Annotated in this window: 21 protein-coding genes; 10 read left to right on the forward strand and 11 right to left on the reverse strand. The window is 62.7% G+C overall.

Features of this window, described 5'->3' with window-relative positions:
- Positions 1-2: 2 nt before the first annotated feature.
- Positions 3-905: a polyphosphate kinase 2 gene (gene ppk2 / locus OE747_RS02545; RefSeq protein WP_263827094.1), complete on the reverse strand. Its 903-nt coding sequence runs from the start codon at positions 903-905 to the stop codon at positions 3-5.
- Between the two features lie 347 nt (positions 906-1252).
- Positions 1253-1861, reverse strand: coding sequence for a carboxymuconolactone decarboxylase family protein (locus tag OE747_RS02550; RefSeq protein ID WP_263827028.1), 609 nt, complete (start codon positions 1859-1861; stop codon positions 1253-1255).
- A 147-nt stretch (positions 1862-2008) separates the two neighbouring features.
- Here OE747_RS02550 and OE747_RS02555 point away from each other — a divergent pair, with 147 nt between their 5' ends.
- The 5 genes from OE747_RS02555 to OE747_RS02575 all read left to right on the forward strand — a co-directional run bounded on the left by OE747_RS02555 (position 2009) and on the right by OE747_RS02575 (position 9220).
- On the forward strand, positions 2009-3877 hold the full coding sequence (locus OE747_RS02555) for an adenylate/guanylate cyclase domain-containing protein (protein WP_263827029.1): 1869 nt from the start codon (positions 2009-2011) through the stop codon (positions 3875-3877).
- A 147-nt stretch (positions 3878-4024) separates the two neighbouring features.
- Entirely contained in the window at positions 4025-5950 is a 1926-nt protein-coding gene (locus OE747_RS02560; protein ID WP_263827030.1) for a DUF3604 domain-containing protein, read from the forward strand.
- Between the two features lie 152 nt (positions 5951-6102).
- The gene (gene parE, locus OE747_RS02565; protein ID WP_263827031.1) at positions 6103-8061 is read left to right on the forward strand and encodes a DNA topoisomerase IV subunit B; all 1959 of its coding nucleotides are present in this window, start codon (positions 6103-6105) and stop codon (positions 8059-8061) included.
- A gap of 11 nt (positions 8062-8072) precedes the next feature.
- A complete protein-coding gene (locus OE747_RS02570) occupies positions 8073-8792 on the forward strand; it encodes a DUF4145 domain-containing protein (protein ID WP_263827032.1) in 720 nt (239 codons plus the stop codon).
- Between the two features lie 302 nt (positions 8793-9094).
- Positions 9095-9220, forward strand: coding sequence for a hypothetical protein (locus tag OE747_RS02575; RefSeq protein WP_263827033.1), 126 nt, complete (start codon positions 9095-9097; stop codon positions 9218-9220).
- 154 nt (positions 9221-9374) lie between these two features.
- On the opposite strand, the gene OE747_RS02580 is transcribed toward OE747_RS02575, so the two are convergent.
- Complete coding sequence (locus OE747_RS02580; RefSeq protein ID WP_263827034.1) at positions 9375-9803, reverse strand: L,D-transpeptidase; 429 nt, start codon at positions 9801-9803, stop codon at positions 9375-9377.
- Between the two features lie 100 nt (positions 9804-9903).
- Here OE747_RS02580 and OE747_RS02585 point away from each other — a divergent pair, with 100 nt between their 5' ends.
- Complete coding sequence (locus tag OE747_RS02585; RefSeq protein ID WP_263827035.1) at positions 9904-10662, forward strand: hypothetical protein; 759 nt, start codon at positions 9904-9906, stop codon at positions 10660-10662.
- A gap of 33 nt (positions 10663-10695) precedes the next feature.
- Here OE747_RS02585 and OE747_RS02590 read toward each other — a convergent pair whose 3' ends face one another.
- The 5 genes from OE747_RS02590 to OE747_RS02610 all read right to left on the reverse strand — a co-directional run bounded on the left by OE747_RS02590 (position 10696) and on the right by OE747_RS02610 (position 15669).
- Entirely contained in the window at positions 10696-11253 is a 558-nt protein-coding gene (locus OE747_RS02590; protein WP_263827036.1) for a PqiC family protein, read from the reverse strand.
- A gap of 3 nt (positions 11254-11256) precedes the next feature.
- A complete protein-coding gene (locus OE747_RS02595) occupies positions 11257-13671 on the reverse strand; it encodes an MlaD family protein (protein ID WP_263827037.1) in 2415 nt (804 codons plus the stop codon).
- On the reverse strand, positions 13664-14146 hold the full coding sequence (locus OE747_RS02600) for a paraquat-inducible protein A (RefSeq protein ID WP_263827038.1): 483 nt from the start codon (positions 14144-14146) through the stop codon (positions 13664-13666). The genes OE747_RS02595 and OE747_RS02600 overlap by 8 nt, the downstream gene beginning before the upstream one ends.
- A 116-nt stretch (positions 14147-14262) precedes the next feature.
- A complete protein-coding gene (locus tag OE747_RS02605) occupies positions 14263-14946 on the reverse strand; it encodes a paraquat-inducible protein A (RefSeq protein ID WP_263827039.1) in 684 nt (227 codons plus the stop codon).
- Positions 14947-14988: 42 nt separating this feature from the next.
- Entirely contained in the window at positions 14989-15669 is a 681-nt protein-coding gene (locus tag OE747_RS02610; protein WP_263827040.1) for a TIGR04283 family arsenosugar biosynthesis glycosyltransferase, read from the reverse strand.
- An 80-nt stretch (positions 15670-15749) separates the two neighbouring features.
- Here OE747_RS02610 and ygfZ point away from each other — a divergent pair, with 80 nt between their 5' ends.
- Entirely contained in the window at positions 15750-16484 is a 735-nt protein-coding gene (gene ygfZ / locus OE747_RS02615; RefSeq protein WP_263827041.1) for a CAF17-like 4Fe-4S cluster assembly/insertion protein YgfZ, read from the forward strand.
- A 54-nt stretch (positions 16485-16538) separates the two neighbouring features.
- On the forward strand, positions 16539-17435 hold the full coding sequence (locus tag OE747_RS02620; RefSeq protein WP_263827042.1) for an ABC transporter transmembrane domain-containing protein: 897 nt from the start codon (positions 16539-16541) through the stop codon (positions 17433-17435).
- A gap of 57 nt (positions 17436-17492) precedes the next feature.
- On the opposite strand, the gene efp is transcribed toward OE747_RS02620, so the two are convergent.
- Positions 17493-18056 carry an elongation factor P gene (gene efp, locus OE747_RS02625; protein ID WP_263827043.1) on the reverse strand — a complete coding sequence of 188 codons (564 nt, stop codon included), beginning with the start codon at positions 18054-18056 and terminating at the stop codon, positions 17493-17495.
- A 219-nt stretch (positions 18057-18275) separates the two neighbouring features.
- On the opposite strand from efp, the gene OE747_RS02630 reads away from it, so the two are divergent.
- A complete protein-coding gene (locus tag OE747_RS02630) occupies positions 18276-18593 on the forward strand; it encodes a DUF6280 family protein (RefSeq protein WP_093030065.1) in 318 nt (105 codons plus the stop codon).
- Positions 18594-18749: 156 nt separating this feature from the next.
- Positions 18750-20207 (forward strand): cobyric acid synthase, encoded by a 1458-nt coding sequence (locus tag OE747_RS02635; RefSeq protein ID WP_263827044.1) that lies wholly within the window; start codon positions 18750-18752, stop codon positions 20205-20207.
- On the opposite strand, the gene OE747_RS02640 is transcribed toward OE747_RS02635, so the two are convergent.
- Both OE747_RS02640 and OE747_RS02645 read right to left on the reverse strand, forming a co-directional pair.
- On the reverse strand, positions 20208-21020 hold the full coding sequence (locus tag OE747_RS02640; RefSeq protein ID WP_263827045.1) for a hypothetical protein: 813 nt from the start codon (positions 21018-21020) through the stop codon (positions 20208-20210).
- Positions 21021-21095: 75 nt separating this feature from the next.
- The gene (locus OE747_RS02645) at positions 21096-22514 is read right to left on the reverse strand and encodes a TolC family outer membrane protein (RefSeq protein ID WP_263827046.1); all 1419 of its coding nucleotides are present in this window, start codon (positions 22512-22514) and stop codon (positions 21096-21098) included.
- Positions 22515-22585 lie beyond the last annotated feature (71 nt).

The raw sequence follows: 22585 nt of genomic DNA on the forward strand, positions 1-22585 counted from the left end.
GATCAGTCCTGCTTCGCCCGCTGGTCGGGGTGCAGGGCGGTGCCCAGGATATGCTCGGACTTGTGGATCACGTGATGGGCGCGGCCCACGATCAGCGGATCGGGCGCGCCCACAACCTCAATATCCTTGCCGGGATAGTCGATGGTCGACAGGAAATGCCGCATGCAGTTCAGGCGCGCACGTTTCTTGTCGTTCGACTTGATGATGGTCCAGGGCGCATCGGCGGTGTCGGTGTAGAAAAACATCGCCTCCTTGGCCTCGGTATAATCGTCCCACTTGTCCAGGCTCGCCTTGTCAATGGGCGACAGTTTCCACTGTTTCAGCGGATCGGTCTCGCGGCTCTTGAACCGGCGCTGCTGTTCCTCCTGCGTGACCGAGAACCAGTATTTGTAGAGCCGGATGCCCGAGCGCACCAGCATCCTCTCCAATTCAGGCGTTTGGCGCATGAACTCCAGGTATTCGTTGGGCGTGCAGAACCCCATCACCCGCTCGACCCCCGCCCGGTTGTACCAGGAGCGGTCATAGAACACCATTTCCCCCACCGTGGGCAGCTCCTGCACATAGCGCTGGTAGTACCACTGGCCCTTTTCCTCCCAGGTGGGCTTGTTCAAGGCGACAACGCGGGCCTGGCGCGGGTTCAGGTGCTCCATGAACCGCTTGATCGTGCCGCCCTTGCCCGCGGCATCGCGCCCCTCGAACAGCAGGACAAAGCGCTCGCCGGTCTCCTGCGCCCAGAGCTGCACCTTCAGCAGCTCCGCCTGCAACCGCGCCTTCTCCGCCTCATAGGGGCGGCGCGCCATCTTGCGCGCATAGGGATATTTGCCGCTCTCAAACGCATGGCGCACATTCTCGGGCGTCGGCATCACCACCCGGCGCGTCCGCGCGGGCCGAGGCTCTGCCACGATGCCGGCCGACGCATCGGCCACAGGCTCCGGAACAGCCTCCAGGGCAGCGACCGGCGCCGCCGCCTCTGCCGGAGCCTCCAGGCTGGCGGTGGTTTGCTTGTCTTCCTGCGGAACGATGCGCTTTGCTGTATCCAACGGTCCTGTCTCCTCGCTAACGGTCTGGTCTGTCTGGTTCGCGCGCCAGTCTATCCGCCGCGCGCAGGACCCGCGTTGATCCGTGTCAAGAAAACGTTACAAATCGCCAAACCTTTCCGTCGCAGAGACCGCCCCGCCGCTTCACTTTGCTGAAAATACTCCGGGGGGAGGTGACAGAATTCTGCGAATTCTGCACCGGGGGGCAGCGCCCCCTAGCGGTGTCCCCAGTCATCTGGATCCTCGGAATTGCCCGGGGACAGGCCCAGCACGTCGCCATCGGTCGAACAGCCCAGACCCTGCACCGTGCGATTGGCATAGGAGAAATAGGCGCAGACCTGGTTGATCTCCAGGATCTCGCCATCCTCCCATCCCGCCGCGCGCAGCGCCGCAACGTCCCCCTCGACCATCAGCGCCGGTGTCTCGGTCAGCTTGCGCGCATAGACCATCGCCGCCCGTTCGCGCGCATCCAGCGGCGCTCCATCCGGGGCGCGATCCTCGATCGCCGCGCGAATGGCGTCGCTGCGCGCGCCATCGCCCAGCAATCGCACCAGCCCGGCGAAATGATGCTCCACGCAATAGGCACAGCCGTTGAGCGAACTGACCCAGACCCCAAGCGTCTCCAGAAACCATTTCGGAATGGCATTGCCGGTATGGTGCAGCACGTTCTTGTAGAGCGCCATATGCCCTTCCATCGAATGCGGGCGCAGGGAATGGGCCATCATGATGTTGTCCACATTGCCCCCCGGCCCGGTGACCCGGTCATAAAGCTTTCTCAGCTTGCCGGTGGCCTCGGCAAAGGGAATGGTCCTGATCCAGCTCATGTTGTGCTCTCCGTTCGGGTCACACCCAACCTAGGGGCGATCGGCCGCCGGTGAAAGTCCCCCTCACCTGCAACCGTTCCGACCCGTCCGCGCGATAGACACCGCCCTCCGAGCCACATAAACTTGACCCGCAAGGGAGCGCTCGCCATGGTCGACGAAGCTGTCCAGCGCAGGCTGACCACGATCCTGGCCGCCGATGTGGCAGGGTACAGCCGCCTCGTTGCGCGCGACGAAGAGGCGGCCCTGCGCACCCTGAAATCGCACCGGGACATCCTGATGGACCTGATCGCGCGCCATCGCGGGCGGGTGTTCGGCACCGCCGGCGACAGCGTCATCGCCGAGTTCGGCAGCGCCGTCGAAGCCGTCCGTTGCGCCATGACGGCGCAGGAGCGGCTGGCCCGTGAAAACGCAAACCTTCCGCCGGATCGCCAGATGCACCTGCGCATCGGCATCAATGTCGGCGATGTGATGGTCGATGGCGACGATCTGCTGGGCGACGCGGTCAACATCGCCGCCCGCCTTGAAAGCCTGGCCGAACCGGGCGGCATCACGATTTCCGGCAGCACCTTCGATCAGGTCAGAAACCGGCTCTCGGTCGGGTTCCAGGACCTGGGCCCGCAGAAGGTCAAGAACATCCCCGAGCCCGTTCGGACCTTTCGGCTGGTCGAGGCCACGGCGCACCCCCGCCCCGCCCCACGGCCCGCCCGCAGAACAGCGCTGATCCTGGCCGGTCTGGTGCTGGTGGCAGGGCTCGCTCTTGCGTTCTTTCCCCCATGGGCAACCCGGTCCGAACCGGCCTCGATCAGCCGCATGAAGCTGAGCCTGCCCGACCGGCCTTCGGTCGCCGTCCTGCCCTTCGTCAACCTCTCGGAGACCGACGATCAGGACTATTTCGCGGATGGCATCACCGAGGACATCATCACCGATATCTCCAAGGTCTCCGGCATCTTCGTGGTCGCTGGCAGTTCCTCCTTCGCCTTCCGGGGCAAGGACGTGAAAATCAGCGACGTGGCCGAGGAATTCGGCGTGCGCCATGTCCTGCAAGGCAGCGTGCGCCGCTCGGGCGGCAATGTCCGGATCACCGCGCAACTGACCGATGCCCTCCGGGGCAACACCATCTGGGGCGAGCGTTACGACCGCGACATCAGCGATGTGTTCGCGGTTCAGCTCGATGTCACCCGTAAGGTTGTCCGCGCCATGGCCGTGACCCTCAAGGCCTCCGAACACGACCGGCTCCTGCAAAAATACACGACCAACATAGACGCCTATGATACCTTTCTCCGGGCCCGCCGACTGGTCCAGTCCCCGGGCCGGGAAAACGTCGAAGAGGGGGAGAGGCTGTTTTCCGAGGCCATCGCGCTCGACCCGCAATTCGCCGGGGGCTATGCCGGTCTTGCCTTCAACTACTCGGTCAAGGCGCGGCTCAGGTTCGGCCCCTCGCCCAAGGAGGACGCGCGCAAGTCGCTGGAGTTTGCCGAGAAAGCCATCGAGATCGACCCCGAATTCGCCTGGTCCTATATCGCGCTGGCCGGGGCGCAATTGTCCAACGGCAACCATGACGCGGCGGTCCTGGCGGCCCGGCGCGCGCTCCAGATCCAGCCCAACGGATACGAAGAGAACCTCTTCATGGGCTTCCAGCTCTATTTCGCGGGCGAGGCGGCCGAGGCGGTCCGCCACCTGGAGCTGGCCCGCCGTATCAGCCCGCATGACACGATCCGGGGGGTGGCCTTCCTCGCCAACGCCTATTTCATGAACGGCGACTATGCCAAATCCGAAGAACTGCGCCTGCAACGGATCACCGGCTTTGCCGTCCGCAACCCAAATGCCTATGTCTGGCTGGCGGCGACCCAGCAGCAGCTTGGCAAACAGGACGAGGCCGCCGCCACCGTCGCGCAACTGCTGGAGCTCTGGCCCGATTTCCGCCTGTCCGAATGGGGCCTGGTCAAGGCGTTCAAGCTGGCCGAGAACCGCGAACGCCTCTACAACGCCGCCGCCGCAGCGGGTGTGCCAGAGTAACCCTCGCGCGCCACGGTGCGCATCTCCTTTCCGGTCGTTATGAACAGGTGGATCCAGCCCCCAAACAGACCTTTGTGGCCGAGGTTCTCCGAAAATGCGAATTGCATGCTAGAATGCGAATATTGATCTCGAGATTTGGAGCCTTTCATGCGACACACATACCTCATCTCTGCGGCTCTTTGCATCTTTGGCGCATCTGCGGCCACCGCGTTCGAACCGACCCCGGACGGATCCAGCCTTTCCAAGGCTTTTCCGGGCAAGTCCTATTCGCCCTATGCGCATCGGGGCATCCCCGACAGGCCGCTCTGGGGTGATACACACCTCCACACCTCGACCTCATTCGATGCGGGCGCTTTTGGTAACCGGCTGGATGCGCGCGCGGCCTATCGCTTTGCCAAGGGGCAGGAAGTACAGGCGACGACCGGCTTCATGGCCCGGCTCTCGCGCCCGCTCGACTGGCTGGTCGTGGCCGACCATTCCGACAACATGGGCCTCTTTGACATGATCTATGCCCAGGACCCGGCCATCATGTCCGACGCCGAAGGCAATCGTATCGCCACGATGGTTGCCAATGGCGGCGACGAAGGCGTGGCCGCCGCATTGGAACTGATCGACGCCTATTCGCGCGGACAGGTCATCTCTCCCGCGCTCGCGGTCGAGGCGGGAACCAAACCGTTCCGCTCGGTCTGGCAGCGCCAGATCGCGGCCGCCGAAGAAGCTTATGAGCCGGGGCTTTTCACCAGTTTCATTGGCTACGAATGGACCTCGCTGGTCCAGGGCGGCAACATGCACCGGGTCGTGATCTACCGCGACGATGGACAAAAGGCGGGTATGCTCGACCCGTTCACCACCGAAAGCCCGGCGGGCTCCATCAACCCGCGCGACCTGTGGAAATGGATGGCCAATTACGAGCAGGTGACGCGCGGCGATGTCCTGGCACTGGCGCATAACGGCAACCTCTCGAACGGCATCATGTTCCCGGAAACGGCGCAATACGACGGCACCGAGCTGGACGAGGAATACGTTCAAACGCGGGCAAGATGGGAACCGATGTACGAGGTCACCCAGATCAAGGGCGACGGCGAGACACACCCCTTCCTCAGCCCCAATGACGAGTTCGCCGATTACGAGACATGGGACAAGGGCAACCTGAACCTGTCCGAACTGAAGGAAGATTCGATGCTGGCGGGCGAATACGCCCGTGAAGCGCTGAAAACCGGGCTCAAGCTCGAAGCCCGCCTTGGCACCAACCCCTACAAGTTCGGCATGGTCGGTTCGACCGACAGCCACACCTCGCTTGCCACCGCGCAAGAGGACAACTTCTTCGGCAAGCACTCCGGCGCCGAACCGAACCCGCAGCGCCCCTCTCATGTTGTCGGCCAGTTCGGCGATGTCGCGATCCTCGGATGGGAGATGGTGGCCTCGGGTCTCGCTGCGGTCTGGGCCGCCGAGAACACCCGCGAGGCGATCTTTGACGCGATGGAGCGCAAGGAGGTCTATGCAACCACCGGTTCGCGGATCGGAGTCCGTTTCTTCGGCGGTTGGGACTACACGATGGACGACCTGACCTCGCGCACGCCCGCAGCGCTGGGGTACGCCAAGGGCGCGCCGATGGGCGGCGATCTGTCCGCAGCCCCCGAAGGGGCCACAGCGCCGAACTTCATGGTCTATGCGCTCAAGGACCCGATCGGCGGCAATCTCGACCGAATCCAGATCGTCAAGGGCTGGATGGACAGCACGGGCGAAACGCACGAGCAGGTGTATGACGTGGTCTGGGCAGGCGACCGCGAACCCGACGCAAACGGCAAGCTCCCCGCCATCGGGTCCACCGTGGATGTCGCACGCGCAACCTGGACCAACACGATTGGCCTGGGCGAAATGGGAACCGTCTGGACCGATCCCGATTTCGACCCCTCGCAACCGGCATTCTACTATGCCCGCGTGATCGAGATCCCGACACCGCGCTGGACAGCCTATGACGCCTTCCGCATGGGCGCAGAGGTGCCCGCCGAAAGCCCGATGGAAACGCAGGAGCGCGCCTATACCTCGCCCATCTGGTACACCCCCGGCTAAACCGGGACCAATTCGGCAACTTGGCATGCCGGCCTTCGGGCCGGCATTCTTGTTTCAGCCACCCCGAGTTGTCCACAACCCTTAGCGTCCCTCTTTCCCCCGACCACATCACCTGCCATAATGAGGGCCAACCCAAGAACAAGAGCAGCGCCATGCCCGAAGATCTTCTCAGCGGAGCCAACACCGCCACCTACGACGCCTCCTCGATCGAGGTGCTCGAAGGGCTGGAACCCGTCCGCAAGCGCCCCGGCATGTATATCGGCGGCACCGACGAGCGGGCGCTGCATCACATGGTGGCCGAAATCCTCGACAACTCGATGGACGAGGCCGTGGCCGGGTTCGCCAACCGCATCGAGGTGGAACTGCACGCCGACTACGCCCTGACCGTGCGCGACAACGGCCGCGGCATCCCTGTCGACCCGCACCCGAAATTCCCCGGAAAATCAGCGCTCGAGGTCATTCTCTGCACCCTGCACGCGGGCGGCAAGTTCTCCGGCAAGGCCTATCAGACCTCGGGCGGCCTGCACGGCGTTGGCGCCTCGGTGGTCAACGCGCTCTCCGATTCCATGGTCGTGCAGGTGGCCCGCGACAAGCAGCTCTACGAGCAGCGCTTCTCGCGCGGCCTCCCCCTCGGACCCGTCCAGCAGATCGGCGCCGCCCCCAACCGGCGTGGCACCACCGTCACCTTCCACGCCGACGAGGAAATCTTCGGCCACCACCGGTTCAAGCCCGCGCGCCTGTTCAAATCCATCCGCTCCAAGGCCTACCTCTTCTCGGGTGTCGAGATTCGCTGGAAATCCGCCATCGACGACGGCGAAACGCCCACCGAGGCCACCTTTCACTTCCCCGGCGGCCTAGCCGACTACCTCAAGGAGACGCTGGGCAGCGCCTCGACCTATGCCGAGCAGCCCTTTGCCGGTACCGTGGATTTCACCGAGAAGTTCAACACGCCCGGCAAGGTCGAATGGGCGATCAATTGGACCCCGTCCCGCGACGGTTTCATCCAGTCCTATTGTAACACCGTCCCCACCCCCGAAGGCGGCACGCACGAGGCCGGGTTCTGGTCCGCCATCCTCAAGGGCATCCGCGCCTATGGCGAGCTCATCAACAACAAGAAGGCCGCCCAGATCACCCGCGAGGATCTGCTGACAGGCGGCTGTGCGCTGGTCTCCTGCTTCATTCGCGAGCCCGAATTCGTGGGCCAGACCAAGGACCGCCTCGCCACCGTCGAGGCGCAGCGCCTGGTCGAAGGCGCGGTGCGCGACCATTTCGACAACTGGCTCGCCGCCGATACCAAATCCGCGGGCGCCATCCTCGACTTCCTCGTGCTGCGCGCCGAGGAACGCATCCGCCGCCGTCAGGAAAAGGAAACCCAGCGCAAATCGGCGACCAAGAAACTGCGCCTGCCCGGCAAGCTGGTCGATTGTTCCGCCACATCGCGCGAGGGCACCGAGCTGTTCATCGTCGAAGGCGACAGCGCCGGTGGTTCCGCCAAGATGGCGCGCGACCGCAAGACACAGGCGCTCTTGCCCCTGCGGGGCAAAATCCTGAACGTGCTGGGCGCGGCCTCCTCGAAACTCGGCTCCAACCAGGAGATCAGCGACCTGACCCAGGCGCTGGGCGTCGGCCTTGGCACGCGGTTCAACATCGACGACCTGCGCTATGACAAGATCATCATCATGACCGACGCCGATGTCGACGGCGCGCATATCGCCTCGCTGCTGATGACCTTCTTCTACACCCAGATGCGCCCGATGATCGACACGGGGCACCTCTACCTCGCCTGCCCGCCGCTCTACCGCCTGACCCAAGGCGCCAAACGCGTCTATTGCCTGGACGAGCGCGAGCGCGACGACTGGCTGGCCAAGGGGCTGGGCGGCAAGGGCAAGATCGACGTCTCCCGCTTCAAGGGTCTGGGCGAAATGGACGCCAAGGACCTCAAGGACACCACCATGAACCCCGAAACCCGCAAGCTGATCCGCGTCACCATAGACGAGGACGAACCCGGCGAGACCGGCGACCTGGTGGAACGGCTGATGGGCAAGAAACCCGAATTGCGGTTCCAGTACATCCAGGAGAACGCGCGGTTCGTGGAGGAGTTGGATGTTTAGGGAATAGAATAGTGAGCGAAGAGTATTTTGGCGCGTTCGGCCAGCAAAATCAGAGAAAGGCGCCTTGCCCAGAGTGCGGAAAAGTAACCCGGGTTGATACGCTATTTGAGCGGATTGACCGTTGGCACGAAGAAGGTCCGGACATCAGTGGCTTGATCGAAAACTACGTGTTCCAGTGTCGAGGCTGCGAAACGCTTTTCTTTGCAAAATCCACAGGAAACTCGGAAGACTACATCGACTATTACGATCATGTTGCCGGTGAACACGTCCAAGAGTTTATTGATCAAAAGTCCTTCTGGCCTGCACTTCCACAAACGCCGGTTCCAAGTTGGGCCGGTTTCAACCTCTTTGGCGCTGACCAGACACTCCACGAACTTCTTCACAGTGTTTATACAGCAATGAATTCAAATTTACCTGTTTTGGCGGCAATTGGCATGAGAACTGCATTTGACAGAACCGCTGAACTCCTAGGCGTGAACGCTGATTTATCATTCGGTGAAAAACTCGAAGAATTGCGCAAAGGCGGCCACATCAGCGGCGTCCAAAAAGGTGTCTTGGAAGTACTAATCGATGCAGGCAGCGCTGCAGCTCATCGAGGTTGGAAGCCCAAGGATAGCCACCTTGCTACTATGAAAGAAATTCTCGAAGCCCTAATTCGCGACCACTTCGTTTTGAAACGCGAAGTGGAAGAGTTGAAACGGAGTATTCCTTCTCGCTCTAAACCGGCGTAGATCCCGCGTTCGAAAAACAAGCCCGCGTAGGGTGGGCAGTCCTGCCCACCGCGCCCGCCGCACACGCACCCCCACAAAAATACCTCCCCCATCCCCCGTCATCCCCCTTGTGGCGCCCCAAACCCAAGCATAGATTCCTCCATGCAGGCGGCGGTTGACCGCGAGGCCCCGCGCCCCTGCTGCGTCGAAAGTCTCATCGCCCTGACCCCCTCGGGTCAGGCAACCCTGACACCCAGAGCAACGGCCAAGCTACCCCTCCCGGCAGGCATGGTGCCCGCCGGACCCGTCAGGAGAAGTCACCCATGTCCAAGGAAAATAATCGCGGCAACCGCGAGGCCAAGAAACCGAAGAAGGAAAAGCCCAAGGTCCTGGCCACCGCCGGAATGGCGAAACCCGCCCCGGCCGCAGGCCGCGACAAGGCCAAGTAAGCCCCCAGGTCTTCCTCCCCAGAATGCCACTGGACGCGGGGCGGGGTCACACCCGCCCCGTTTGCCATTCCGGGGACGGGTAACCGGCGTACAAAACGGTCAATCGGGGTGCCAGCGCGGGTACAAAACGGTCAATTTGCCGTACAAAACCCCGTCATTCGTGGATCACCACCCGCGTCTCTTCCTTGCCCAGCTCGCGCACCCGGTTGAACAGCACTTCCGCATTTTCCGGATCCAACCGCACGCACCCGGCCGAAGCGGGCGTGCCCAACCGGTCGGTCTGCGTCGTGCCGTGAATGGCATAATTCCCTGAAAAGAATATGGAAAACGGCATCGGCGCACCGTCGTAAAGGGTCGAGTAGTGCTCGCGCTTGAGGAGGTAAGGGGTAAAGGTCCCGGTGGGCGTACACTTGCCCGGCCGCGCCGTGGAGACCGGCCAGTCATGCGTCACCGCCCCACTGTCCAGCACCTGCATCCGCTGCTCGGACAGGTCGATATCAATCAGAAGAAGCTGCGCAAGCCCCTGATTTACAGACATAAAAACAATGACGCCAAAGGTCGCGATACGCTGAAGCACCCGCATTCTCCCTCCATCCCCGGGTCCAAGTCTATCCGACCGGCGTCCTATCACAAGACGGTTTGGCCTCTTGCCCGACCACGGGCAAAGCCCCTAACGTCGCGGAATGATTTTCATTGCCGACAACCAGTTACCCCTGATCCTCGTCTGTTTCCTGACCGGCTGCGTCGGAACCGGCTGGCTCTTGCTGCACAAGCCCGCAGGGCACAAGGCCTGGAAGCTCGCAGACCTCGTCTGGGTTGTCCTGGGCGGTTTGGGGGCGCTGGTTGCGGTGCTGGCGGGATTGTACAAATCGGACCATTCCCGCCTGGACCGCCAGATCGACATCGCCTACGCCGCCACAACTGCCTTCGACCGCGACGCCGCACGCTTCAGGTTGCGCTTTTGCGACCCAGCATATGATGCTGATATTAAAGAACTATGTAACAAAGTGGAGTTTCTGTCCGCCTCAACGGCCAGCAATTCCGAGCTGCCGCTCTTTATTGAGATCACAAACGAGGTCGCCCCCCTGGCCAACCTGCATTTCCTCTTTGGCGGCATCGGTTCCGCGTCCGACGACATGCGCGGCATGACCGAAAAAGTGGACGCGTTCGACGTCAGCGAATTCCTGGTATTCACCGCCCTGGACGCACCGACACAGGCCGCCTTGCAGAACATGCGGCGCAAAGTCCCTGCAATTGCAGGAGATTTTCAAATTCTGGCCGACGCCTATGACGATCTGATCGAACAGATCGGCAAGCTGAAGTCGGAATGGGAATACCTCAAGGCCAATGCCCATATCCTGGTTCTGCAAATCCTGGCGCTTTGCCTTGTCAGTTTTGCCGCGCCCTTCAGGCTTGGGAAGTCAATCATAGAGTTGCGTTAGCCAGATCCTCTATCCATTTGATACCAAAGAGAATCACCCTCTCGCAATCCGTCGGGCGATATCGTTTACCAGCTGCCGCATCGCCTCGGTCTGGGCCTGGGCCATAGCCTGTATCGTGGGCTCGGTCATCGGTACGGCATAGGAGTACCGATAGGCTTTTTCCAAGTTCCCATGGGCCGGAGAGGTCAGGAAATACTGCCCGGAAAAGACCAGGCTCTGCCCGGGAACGCCGGACAGCCGATGCACCTTGACCGCCACCTGAACATCGGCGGGGGTCTCGAACGGCCACGGATCTGCGGCGACCGAGGCGCTGAGGGCCTGATCCAGGCCAGCCGCCAGCATCTCGCTCATGGCCCGTTCGGGCTCATCGGCCCAGAACCCCGCCTTGGTCGGTCGCAACACGCCGTCATCGCCCAGCAGCGTGATCTCGCTGTCGCTGACATAGGCAGGCAGATCCATCCGGGCGACCTGTACCGTGCGCACCCCTGTCCGATAGGTATCGACACCGGTGATTTCCGGCAAAAGATAACGCTCCTCGGGTGCACCACAGGCCGCAAGTGCAATCAGTGCAACGGAAAACAGCTTTTTCATAGGTCAACGTCCTACCAATAGGGAATTGGGCTTGCGCCGGATGGCCTCGACCAACGCATTCAGCGACCGGACCGTGGCGCGCAGATCGCCGATGGCGGCCTGCACCTCGCGATTGACCGGAGAGCCCGGCCCATAGGCCCCGATGGTCGCTTCGGCGCTGTCGGCCAGATCGTCCAGCCGCTGGGCAAGCTCAGGCAGATCCTTGACCGCCAAAGCCACGGACTCGGCGGCTGAACTTGCGGTTTCCAGGGTCTGGTTCAGGTTCTCGACCGCACCGCCAGCCTGCAACTCGGCCAAGACCTGCTGCACCTGCTCCAACGCGCCCGACAGGGCGCCAGGCACCTTTTCCATATCCTCGTTGCGCAGGAAGGCGTCCGCCGATTGCATCACCTGATCGACCGAGGCCACCACATCACCCAGCGGCAAGTCATTCGCCGTTGCCACCAGCCTGTCGATATCCTCCACCAGCGACGGCAAACCGGCGCTGGCGTCCTCGACATTGGCGGCGGCGGCGCGCACGTCGTTCAATGCGTCGATCAGGGTCTGGGACACCTGCTGCTCCTCGAACCTGCCAATTGTTTCGTTGACCGAACCCACCGTCATGTCGATCGAGGCCAGGGTCTTCTCAGCTTGCTCCAACGCAGAAGAAAGCGCGGCAGGCACACGGGTTACGTCCTCTTTTTCAAGGAATGCATTGGCTGTTTGCAGGACATTGCCAGCCGAGGCCACGACGTCCTCCAGCGGCAGGGCATCGGCCTTGGCCACCAGCCGGTCGATGCTGGACACCAGACCTGGCAGTTCGGCACTGAACTCGGAAACATAGGCGGCGGCCGTTCGTACCTCTTCCAGCGCTGCGACCAGTTTTTGCGCCCCTTCGTCCTGGGCAAACCGGTCCAGGACCCCGTTGATCGCGGCAATCGTCTGGCGCAGATCGTCCGGCAGCGACCGCAGGCTTTCCGACCCGGCCACTGAGTTCACGTTGCCCAAAACGCTGCGGATATCGGCTGGCAAGGCGCGGGTATCGCCATCGGCAACAATAGAGTTCACGTTGTCGAGCAAGGTGATCGCCCGCTGCATTAGCTCTTCGACCGGCAGGGCGGCGACCCGGTCCAGCACGTTCTGCGACGCGACAGCCAGCGTGTCCGGCGGCGTCGGCAGCGAGGGCATGATCGGGAATGGTGCCGACTGCGAGTCGATGACCGCGGCTTCGGCCTGATCATCCTCGACAAGCTGTACCACCAACCCGCCCGAGAACAGCGAGGCCGGCATCAGCCGTGCCCGCAACCCGCCGCGTTCCACCATGGTCGAGAGCAACGACAGGGTATCCTCGGCGGTCTGTACATCGTGCAACCCCAGGCGCGAGGGCTCGACGGTATACAGGACCTGCATCCGGATTTCCGGAGACTTACCTTCAACTTCTTCGACCTGGGCGGTCATATGCTTGACCTGCCCGACCTTGACGCCGCGAAACAGCACCTCGGAGCCGACCTTCAGCCCGCGCACGGACCCCTCGAAACTCGACATGATCTCGACCGTTGCCTGGAGCGAGTCCCCCAACAGGCTGTCGCGCGCGGATTCCTCGTTGGGATAAAGGTCGAAGACCGGCCGACGCCCCATCACCTGGCCACCCGAGATCGGCGTGTCAAAGGCGATCCCGCCCTGCAACAGCGACGCCAGGCTGTCCACCTTCAGCTGAACGCCCCCCTCGCCCAGTTCAAGCCCGATCCCGGACACGTTCCAGAACCGTGTGCCCGAGGTGATCATCTTGTCATAAGGTGCCTCGATAAAGCCACTGATCAGCACCGAGCCGCTGAGCGGGTCGAACCGGACCGCGGCCACCTTGCCCATCTGCACACCTTTGTGCAGGATCGGGGCCCCGACCGAGATCGAGCCGCTATCGGGTGCCACCAGCACCACGGCACGCCCCTTGGTACCGGGCGGCACGACGGGCGAAACCCGCTCGGCGACAAAATCCCTGGACGGGTTACCGGACTTCGCATCCCAGTCCGCAGCGATATAGGACCCGGACAATAGTGTGTTCAGCCCGCTGATACCGCCCGGCCCGACCCGCGCCGTCACCAGCCAGAACCGTGTTTCGTCGTCAAGATAGCGGGCCAGGTCACGGTTGATCTCGGCATGCGCCACGACCTGGCTGAGGTCGTCGCTGAATTGCAGCGAACGCACCGTACCGACGCCGACCTCGCGATAGCGTATCTCGGTCTTGCCGGGTTCGATCCCGGTCGCATCGGCAAAGGCGATGCGGATCGGGACATCGCGGTTGGCGTAGTTCTGCCAGGCCAGCCCCAACGCGCCCGCAACCGCGGCGACAGGCACAAGCCAGACCAGCGAAAGGCCGCGCCAGCCGCGCGCCCGGCTGGTTTCCACCTCGGGACGGGCAAGTTCCATGTCGTCATTCATTCGTTACACCGTCCCAGATCAATTTGGCGTCAAGAGCCTGCGCCGAGAGCATTGTACAGATCACAGACAAGGCGAAACAGATCGCCCCAGCCCCCGGCAGAAACGCCAAGATTGCCCCCAGATGCACCAGACCGGTCAGCAATGCCACAACAAACACGTCAATCATGGACCAGCGCCCGATGAACTCGACAAACTCGTAAAGCACGTGCCGCAGCCTTGGGGACAGCTGCCAGCCATGCTGTATCGAAAGGGCCAGCGTCGCGATCACCGCAACCTTGAAAAACGGGATGACAAAGCTGGCAAGGAAGATCACTCCGGCGACCAGGTAATCCCCGGACTGGGCAAAGAGAAGGATCCCTTCAAGGATCGTGTGGCCCTCTTCATGGCCAAAAATCTCGTTGCTCAGGAGCGGGTAGAGATTGGCGGGGATCAGGAAAAAGATGCCCGTGACCAACCAGGCCCAAAGCTTCTGCATGCTGTTGGGCAAACGCTGATGCAGGGCCGAACCACACGTGCGACACACCTGCGCCCCCCGAGAATGCACGGCTCCGCAATTGTGGCAGCCGATCCAGCCGATGTCCGAGGCGCGCATCATTCCTGCCGCTCCCGGATCATGGTCCAGATCGTCCAGCGACAGACCGAGGCATTCTTGAGCGCCAGCACAAGCACCATCACGCAAAAGATCCAGAATGCCTCCTCAAAGCCCACACGCGCCAGTCCGGCCACCTTGACCAGGGCAACCCCGGTCCCGATCAGAAAGACCTCGGTCATGGCCCAGGGCGCCATCGCCTCGGCCAGGCGGAACACCTCGCGTGCGGCGCGCGGCGGGCGGTTCTGGCGCAGCCCCCAGACCACATAGATCAAGGCAGCCGCGCGCAGCATCGGCACACCGACCACGAACATCGCGACGAGGATGGCCAGCAACATGTACCAGCCATGCGCAAGACCGCCGATCATGCCAAGAATCGACACCTCGTTGGACAGCCCCTGCCGGGTCAGGGTCAGAAAGGGAAAACTGAGCATGGCCACCATCAGGATCGCCGAGGTGAGCGCCAGCGCCAGGGTCCGGTTCAACGTATCCCGTCGCGGGGCGATCAGGGTGAAATGGCAACGCTTGCAGCGCGCGACCTGCCCCGGCGCGATCGTCTCTGCCAAATGCAGCGTATCGCAGGACGGGCAGGCGATCACCGCGTCGGGATCAGCCTCGAAGAGGCGGAGCCATGCCTTCCGTTCCGGATCGTCGCCGGGCGGTGTCAGATCGGGTAAGCCTGTCATGAACCTGCTTCTTCTTCTTCGCGTACCAAACCGGACCGTCCCCTATCGCCTGTAGGCGCGCGCCAGCCGCTCGGGCGAGACACCTGCGAAATACCTGAGCAGCGTCCACAAATTGCGCGCCCCGCGGCCAAACCATCCGTCCCGCCTGTACCGTTCGGCCCCGGTAACGGCACGGGACGGGAGCAGCACAGGGGCGGCAGGCAGCGCGCGCACCAGATGCACATCTTCCATCAAGGGCTGGTCAGGATACCCGCCTGCGGCCTCATAGTCCTCGCTGCGGACCAAGAGACCCTGATCGCCATAGGGCAGCCCAAGAAGACGTGTCCGCAGGTTGGCCCAGCCCGCGACCCAGGCAGGGCCAAGGCCCCGCGCGGCAAATGCCAGTCGAAACACCGCCGCCCTGTCGCTGCTGGCGATGTGATCCGATACCACCTCGGACCATCCTGTATCCAGCACCGTGTCAGCATGCAGGATCAAGATCCACTCGCCCCGCGCCACGGCGCAGCCGCGCCTGAGCTGCCCGCCGCGCGATGGCGACCCTTGCAGCACGATGGCGCCCGCCGCCTCGGCGATATCAAGGGTGCGGTCATCGGACCCGCCATCGGTCACGATCACCTCTCGGATCAAACCATTGGGCAGCCCCTCCATCAGGGCCGCAAAGACCCGTGGCAGGATCGCCTCGGCCGCAAGGGTCGGGATCACGATGCTGAGCTTGGCGGACAAGGTCTGGTTCCTCTGGCCTCTGGTCAGGTGGGCGCGTTCTCCTATATCACGGGTCTGACGGCGATGACGAGGACCAAGACATGCCCACCCGACGCATCCTGCGGCTGAGCGGGGCCGACACCGAAGATTTTCTTCAGGGGTTGGTCACCAACGACATACGCAAACTGGATCAGGGGCTGGTCTATGCGGCGATTCTGAGCCCTCAGGGCAAGTATCTGGCCGATTTCTTTCTGAAACGGGACGGCGCGTCGATCCTGCTGGATGTGGCAGAGCCATTGGCGGACGGGCTGGTCAAACGCCTGTCCATGTACAAGTTGCGGGCGGATGTGACCATCGGTGACAGCGACCTGCACCTGCAACGCGGGACCGGCCCGGCACCCGAAGGCTCTTTGCCCGACCCACGCCATCCCGCGCTGGGCTGGCGCGCGTATGTCCAGGCCGCAGAGAGCGACGACGGCAGCGACTGGGATGCGATCCGGGTGGCCCATTGCATTCCCGAAACCGGGATCGAACTGACCGGGGACAGCTATATCCTCGAAGCCGGGTTCGAGGCGCTGAATGGCGTCGACTTTCGCAAAGGGTGTTATGTCGGGCAGGAGGTCACCGCCCGCATGAAGCACAAGACAGAATTGCGCAAGGGGCTTGCAAAAGTCACAATCGAGGGCTCCGCAGCCCCCGGCACCGAGATCACCGCAGACGGCAAGACAGTCGGCACCCTGCACACCCGATCCGGCGATCATGCAATCGCCTATCTCCGCTTTGATCGTGCCGGTGGAGCGTTGCAGGCAGGCGCAGCGCGCGTGCGCATGGACTGATTGATCTTTCCGGCGCGGCGCGGCAGATTTCCCCAAACGATCAGGGGACCGGGGATGTTTCAGCTATACGCCGCGATCTGGCGGGTCAGTGCGCGCCGTCAAGTGGTGCTGATCGTGCTATCGCTTGCCATTGCCGCCCTAGCCGCCGCCCCGCTGGAATTTCAACGGGACATCGTCAACCACCTGACCGAAGCCTCAATCGACATTGGCCAGTTGTTCCTGCTGGGTGCCGGGATGGGCGCCGTTATCCTACTCAGCCTGCTGCTGAAGTTCCTGATGGGGTTTCTCTCGGGTACGCTGGGCGAACATGTCATCCGCCTGATCCGCAAAAGGCTGGTTGAACGCGCCTCGGCGCAAAGCAGCGACCTTGGTCAGGGTACCCTGACCACCGCCGTCACTGCCGAGGCGGAAGAGTTGGGCAAGTTCGCCGGTGGGGCCTTTTCCGACCCCGTGGTGCAGATCGGCACCCTGATCAGCGTGATCGGCTATATCTCCTCCACCCAGCCCGGATTGGGCCTGATCGCGGCGGGCATGATCCTGCCGCAGATCGCCATCGTCCTGCTATCGCAACGCAAGGTGAACCGTTATGTCGCCCTGCGTGTGAAACTGCTGCGCGCTGCGAGCGAGCAGTTGAGCAAGCAGGACATCACCGACGAAGTAGCCGGGGTCGAAGCCAAGTTCGACGAGATTTACGACACCCGCCGCAACATGTTCCTGTGGAAACTGTCGACCAAGTTCGTGCTCAGCGCCATCAATGGCGCGGGAACGGTTGCTATCCTGATGCTTGGCGGCTGGCTGGTTCTGCATGACCGCACCGACGTTGGCACCGTGGTCGCGGCGGTCAGCGGCTTGGGCCGCATTCAGGGGCCAACCGCCTTTCTGATCGCATTCTACCGCCAGGTCAGCGCCAACAGAATCAAGTTCGAACTGCTGCGCGACCTGATCCGATAAGGTCAGGGGAAGGTAAATCGAAAAAGGCCGCCCGGCGGGCGGCCCTGTGACGCAACGTTATGCGCGTTCCGAGTATTCCATCGTCTCGGTGTTCACGACGATCATTTCGTCCGGCCCGATGAACGGTGGCACCATCACCTTGACCCCATTGTCCAGCAATGCCGGCTTGAACGAGTTGGCCGCGGTCTGGCCTTTGACCACCGGCTCGGTCTCGACGATCTTGCAGGTCACCTTCTGCGGCAGCGTCGCGTTCAGCGCCTCGCTTTCGTGGAACTCGACCAGGATGGTCATGCCGTCCTGCAAGAAGGGGCGGCGCTCGCCCAGCAGTTCGGCGGGCAGCTCGATCTGTTCATAGGTTTCCGCATCCATGAACACCAGCATCCCATCGGTTTCATAGAGGAATTGCTGATCCTTCTGCTCCAGGCGCACGCGCTCGACCTTGTCTGCCGAGCGGAACCGCTCGTTCAGCTTTGACCCGTTGCGCAGGTTGCGCAGTTCGACCTGGGCAAAGGCGCCGCCCTTTCCGGGCTTCACATGGTCGACCTTCACGGCCGCCCACAGGCCGCCATTGTGCTCCAGAACATTGCCGGGGCGGATTTCGTTTCCGTTGATCTTGGGCATGACATATTTCCTTCACACGACGGTTGATGCACCCATTTGCGCCCCTATATCTGGCGGGACGATCCCTGGCAAGACAACGAAACCTAGTGCTGCAAACGCAGCAGTTATGCAAAATGTGCAATTCATCTATGCATTATTGGGGTACCCGAATCGAGTCCGATCAGTCATAAGCAACGCTACGCCGAAAATTGCAAGAGCAAGAACAACAAGGAAGACGAGATGAAAGATTTCGTTGACGGCACCGCCTACAACAACGAGCAAGGCAACCGTGCCAGGAAACTGTTTGCGGCCGTTGTGTTGGCCGCGCTGGATGACGCCATCGCCGACGACAAGAAGTATGGCAATGGCCCCGAACAGATCGCCCGCTGGGCCCGCTCGCGCGATGGGCGCGAGGTGCTGAGCTGTGCCGGTATCGACCCGAACGAACGCGTCGTGCGCGGGTTGATGGAATTCGTGGGACGCGGGGTCCGTACCTCTGTCGCGTTGTCGCGCGAAGAGAGCGAGCGCCGCAACGCCGCGCAGGCCGAAGCCGCCTGACGTATCAAGGCTTTCGACAAAACGCGCGCTCCGTGGGGGGCGCGTTTTTTTGTTGCCTTGGGTGCATGACGGCAAGCGGATACCGAATGCCGCAGGCGGGCTGGCCTCGACCCCGGTTTTCGGATCATCTGACAGCGACGGATAACGGGAGCACGCATGGTTCGCGCGATCATGATTCAGGGAACCGGCAGCAATGTCGGCAAGTCGATGCTGGTGGCGGGCCTGGCGCGGGCCTTTGTGCGGCGCGGGCTGCGCGTGGCGCCGTTCAAACCGCAGAACATGTCGAACAATGCCGCCGCCACCGAAGACGGCGGAGAGATCGGCCGCGCCCAGGCGCTGCAAGCACGGGCGGCGCGACGCGTCCCGCATACCGACATGAACCCGATCCTGCTGAAGCCTGAAACCGACACCGGCGCGCAGATCATCGTACAGGGCAAGCGCGCAGGCACCATGCGCGCGGGCGATTACCGCAAGAACAAGGCGCATCTGCTGGAAAAAGCTCTGGAAAGTTTCGAACGGCTGTGCGGCGACGCCGATCTGGTGCTGGTCGAAGGCGCGGGCAGCCCGGCGGAAACCAACCTGCGGGCAGGCGACATAGCCAATATGGGCTTTGCCTGTGCCGCCGGTGTGCCTGTGGTCCTGGTTGGCGACATTCATCGCGGTGGGGTGATTGCCCAGATCGTGGGAACACAGGCTGTTCTGGAACCGGGCGATCTGGCACAGATCCGCGCCTTTGCCGTCAATCGCTTCAAGGGCGACATCTCGCTCTTCGACGAAGGCCGCGATGATATCGCCCGGCGCACCGGCTGGCCCTGTCTGGGCGTGGTGCCGTGGTTCGACGATGCCTGGCGCCTGCCGGCCGAGGATATGATGGATATCCGTTCCAGCACGGGCGGAACCTTCAAGGTGGTCGTGCCCCAGCTGGAGCGCATGGCGAATTTCGACGATCTCGATCCTCTGTCCGCCGAACCCGGAGTCACCGTGGAAATCATCCCGGCGGGCCGCCCCCTGCCCGGCGATGCCAATCTGGTTCTGCTGCCCGGCAGCAAGTCCACCATCGGCGATCTCGCCTATTTCCGCGCCCAGGGCTGGGACATCGACCTCTACGCCCATATGCGGCGCGGCGGCCATGTGCTGGGGCTTTGCGGTGGATATCAGATGCTGGGTCGCAGCATCGACGACCCCGACGGGATCGAAGGGCACCCGGGCAAGGTCGACGGTCTTGGCCTGCTGGATGTCGAAACCGTCATGACCGATGAAAAACAGGTCACCCTGCGCCATGCGACGGCCCTCCCCGGCGGCGAGCCGGTCACCGGATACGAGATCCATATCGGCCGGACCTCAGGCCCCGACTGCGCGCGCGCGTGGCTGGAGATCGACGGGCGACCCGAAGGAGCAGCTTCGCCGGATGGGCGGATTCGCGGCAGCTATCTGCACGGGGTGTTCACATCGGACGCGTTCCGCGCGCGCTATCTGGCGGAATTCGGTCACGAAGCGCTGGTTGGCTACGAAGACGGGGTCGAACAGGTGCTGGAGGCACTGGCAGATCATATCGAGGCCCATCTGGACCTTGACCTGTTGCTGGAACTTTCCGAAACGCCGCGCCGGGCCTGATTACTCAAACTCTTGCGCTGTCAGCGCGCGATGAATTTCGCGGCGCACCAGCTTGCGCACATTGCGGGTGATCCTCTCTCCCAAAGCGCCCTGAAGCTCTTCGCGCACGATATCGGCAACAAGCTCCCGCAAGCTCTCCTCGTCGAGATAGCCCTCGTCCGGCGACAGGATCGCGCGTTCGTCTTCGATCTCGTCCTCGATCTCAGGATCATCTCCATGATGAGAAAACACCGCTTCGGCATCCGTGTCCGAAGGCTGGTCCTGGGCTGTTTCCTCTTCGGTCCCGGCCAAATGGTCCTGCCATTCCATCGTCTCGCCCCGCGTCCCGGAATAGGCATCCTGGCTCACCCCATCGGGTTCCCATTCGTCCTCTGTCTCGGCAATCACGGCCTCCAGAACTTCGATCCGGGCGCTCAACGGCTCGTCGGCGTCCAACTCCGGGTCGACCTCCTGCACGTCCTCTTCGGCAAGCGTTTCCGGCTCGGGAACATCTTCCGCTTCCACAAACTCATCCGTTTCGATGACCGGCTGGCCCGCCGCCTGAGCCGCCGAAAACAGCGTTGCATCGGGATCGGTCCATGGTGCGGACGCCTCGTCCGCCTCGCGCACAGGGTCGATGTCCTGATCAGGCTCGTCTGCGGCGGTGCCAGCGCCAGACGGGTCGGCGACCCGCAAGGCAGGGGTCAGCACCAGCTTCCCCGGCCGCGTCGCAGCCCCCTTGGAGCGCGCCTCGGAACGGCCCTCTTCGCTTACCAATCTTCGGATCGAAGACAGGACATCCTCGATCTCTACGGACTTTGCAGGGTCAGACATCTGTTGCTACCACTCTTGGCCTCGTCCGCAAGTCTAGCGAATATCCGCCGATCCGACAACAGATGACACGATTTGTCACTTCTTGCCGAGGGCTTCCAGAACACGGTCCAGATCGCGGCTTTGCTTCGAGATCGCAGACGGCGCGCTCTTGACCAGATTGTAATAGAGCGTCGGATCATAGATCTGCACTGCCAGCCCCAGTCGCTCCGCCGTCAACAAGCCCTGCGCCACCAGCAATTGATAGGCCGCCAGAGAACGCTCGGTGCGCGCTGAAACCTCGGACAGTTTCGCATCCAGCAGATCCTGTTCAGCGGTCAGCACATCCAATGTGGTTCGCGCACCCAGGGTTGCCTCTTCGCGGATACCGTCAAAGGCGACCTGCGCGGCGCGGACCCGCTCGTTTGATGCGTTCAGGCTGGCGTTGGCGGTCTGGAACCGCACATAGGCATCGCTGACATCCTGTGTCACATCCCGCTGCACATTCAGCAGATTGGCCCGCGACGCGTCCCTTTGCGCCATTGCCCGGCGGATCTGCGACGCCAGGCGCCCCCCGGCGTAAACCGGCTGCGAATAGATGATGCGCGCCGCCGCCGTATCAGAGAAATCGGTGCCGCCAAAATCGTCGGTAAAGCCGATTTCGGCATTGAACCGCACCGTCGGTCCCAGCGCTGCGCGCTGCCGGTCGACAGCCAGATCCAATGCGCGCACCTGATGCTGTGCCGACAGGAGCGACGGATGGTTGCGCAGCGCCAAGGCCGCGGCGTCGTCCTCGGACCTCGGCAGGCCAGGAAGCGACGGTTGCCCGGTGGTGCGGCCCGGATGATGCCCGACCGCGTTGATGTATTCGGCATGCGCCGTCGTCAGTGCCCCGTTGGCATCGGCCAGGTTTGCCCGCGCATTGGCCAGTCGGGATTCGGACAGGGCAACGTCGGTCCGGGTGACTTCTCCCACCTCGAACCGGTCTTGCGAGGCGCGAAGCTCCTCGCCCAGCAGGTTCACGTTGTTCTGGCGGATCGAAACGGTCTCTTCCTGCAACAGCACGTTCAGATACGCGGTCACCGCGCGAAACAGCACCTGCTGCTCGACCTGGAGCAAAGCCTGCCGTGTCGACAGCACCGTTTCCTGCGCGGCATGTTTCCCCAGGACCGAAGCGCCGCCATCGTAAATGAGTTGCGTCAGTTCGAGACCGGTAAAGAACGTGTCGGGATGGCTTGTCGACGAGACAAGGGCATTGCCGGCCTTGGTGTAGTTGCTCTGAACCCGCGCCGTCCAATCAATGATCGGGCGCAGCGTCGACAGGGCAATGGCAACATCTTCGTCCGCGGCACGCAGCAAGGCGCGGTTCTGTTCCAAGAGCCCGCTCGTGTTATAGGCGCCGATCAGGGCATCCGCGATGTTATCCGCCGCAGCGGCCCGCGGACCCAAGGCCAGCACAGCGACGCCCGCAGCCAACGCGGCCACTCTCGCCACGCGCCCCGACACCAATCTCAGCATTGCCCTGTCTCCCTCAATATTCCGTTTCCGCCTGGCCCGAGAATGACCGTGTCCGGAGAAAAGGCAAGGAC

Source organism: Ruegeria aquimaris, from assembly GCF_025751555.1.
Lineage (GTDB): Bacteria > Pseudomonadota > Alphaproteobacteria > Rhodobacterales > Rhodobacteraceae > Ruegeria_B > Ruegeria_B aquimaris.

Excerpts from the sequence above, each read along its gene's own strand:
- OE747_RS02640 (WP_263827045.1), bottom strand. The coding sequence starts at position 21,020 with ATGTCTGACCCTGCAAAGTCCGTAGAGATCGAGGATGTCCTGTCTTCG.
- OE747_RS02550 (WP_263827028.1), bottom strand. The coding sequence starts at position 1,861 with ATGAGCTGGATCAGGACCATTCCCTTTGCCGAGGCCACCGGCAAGCTG.
- OE747_RS02630 (WP_093030065.1), top strand. The coding sequence starts at position 18,276 with ATGAAAGATTTCGTTGACGGCACCGCCTACAACAACGAGCAAGGCAAC.
- OE747_RS02590 (WP_263827036.1), bottom strand. The coding sequence starts at position 11,253 with ATGAAAAAGCTGTTTTCCGTTGCACTGATTGCACTTGCGGCCTGTGGT.
- OE747_RS02595 (WP_263827037.1), bottom strand. The coding sequence starts at position 13,671 with ATGAATGACGACATGGAACTTGCCCGTCCCGAGGTGGAAACCAGCCGG.
- parE (WP_263827031.1), top strand. The coding sequence starts at position 6,103 with ATGCCCGAAGATCTTCTCAGCGGAGCCAACACCGCCACCTACGACGCC.
- OE747_RS02600 (WP_263827038.1), bottom strand. The coding sequence starts at position 14,146 with ATGCAGAAGCTTTGGGCCTGGTTGGTCACGGGCATCTTTTTCCTGATC.
- OE747_RS02555 (WP_263827029.1), top strand. The coding sequence starts at position 2,009 with ATGGTCGACGAAGCTGTCCAGCGCAGGCTGACCACGATCCTGGCCGCC.
- OE747_RS02620 (WP_263827042.1), top strand. The coding sequence starts at position 16,539 with ATGTTTCAGCTATACGCCGCGATCTGGCGGGTCAGTGCGCGCCGTCAA.
- OE747_RS02635 (WP_263827044.1), top strand. The coding sequence starts at position 18,750 with ATGGTTCGCGCGATCATGATTCAGGGAACCGGCAGCAATGTCGGCAAG.
- OE747_RS02575 (WP_263827033.1), top strand. The coding sequence starts at position 9,095 with ATGTCCAAGGAAAATAATCGCGGCAACCGCGAGGCCAAGAAACCGAAG.
- OE747_RS02585 (WP_263827035.1), top strand. The coding sequence starts at position 9,904 with ATGATTTTCATTGCCGACAACCAGTTACCCCTGATCCTCGTCTGTTTC.
- OE747_RS02645 (WP_263827046.1), bottom strand. The coding sequence starts at position 22,514 with ATGCTGAGATTGGTGTCGGGGCGCGTGGCGAGAGTGGCCGCGTTGGCT.
- OE747_RS02580 (WP_263827034.1), bottom strand. The coding sequence starts at position 9,803 with ATGCGGGTGCTTCAGCGTATCGCGACCTTTGGCGTCATTGTTTTTATG.
- efp (WP_263827043.1), bottom strand. The coding sequence starts at position 18,056 with ATGCCCAAGATCAACGGAAACGAAATCCGCCCCGGCAATGTTCTGGAG.
- OE747_RS02605 (WP_263827039.1), bottom strand. The coding sequence starts at position 14,946 with ATGACAGGCTTACCCGATCTGACACCGCCCGGCGACGATCCGGAACGG.
- OE747_RS02560 (WP_263827030.1), top strand. The coding sequence starts at position 4,025 with ATGCGACACACATACCTCATCTCTGCGGCTCTTTGCATCTTTGGCGCA.
- ygfZ (WP_263827041.1), top strand. The coding sequence starts at position 15,750 with ATGCCCACCCGACGCATCCTGCGGCTGAGCGGGGCCGACACCGAAGAT.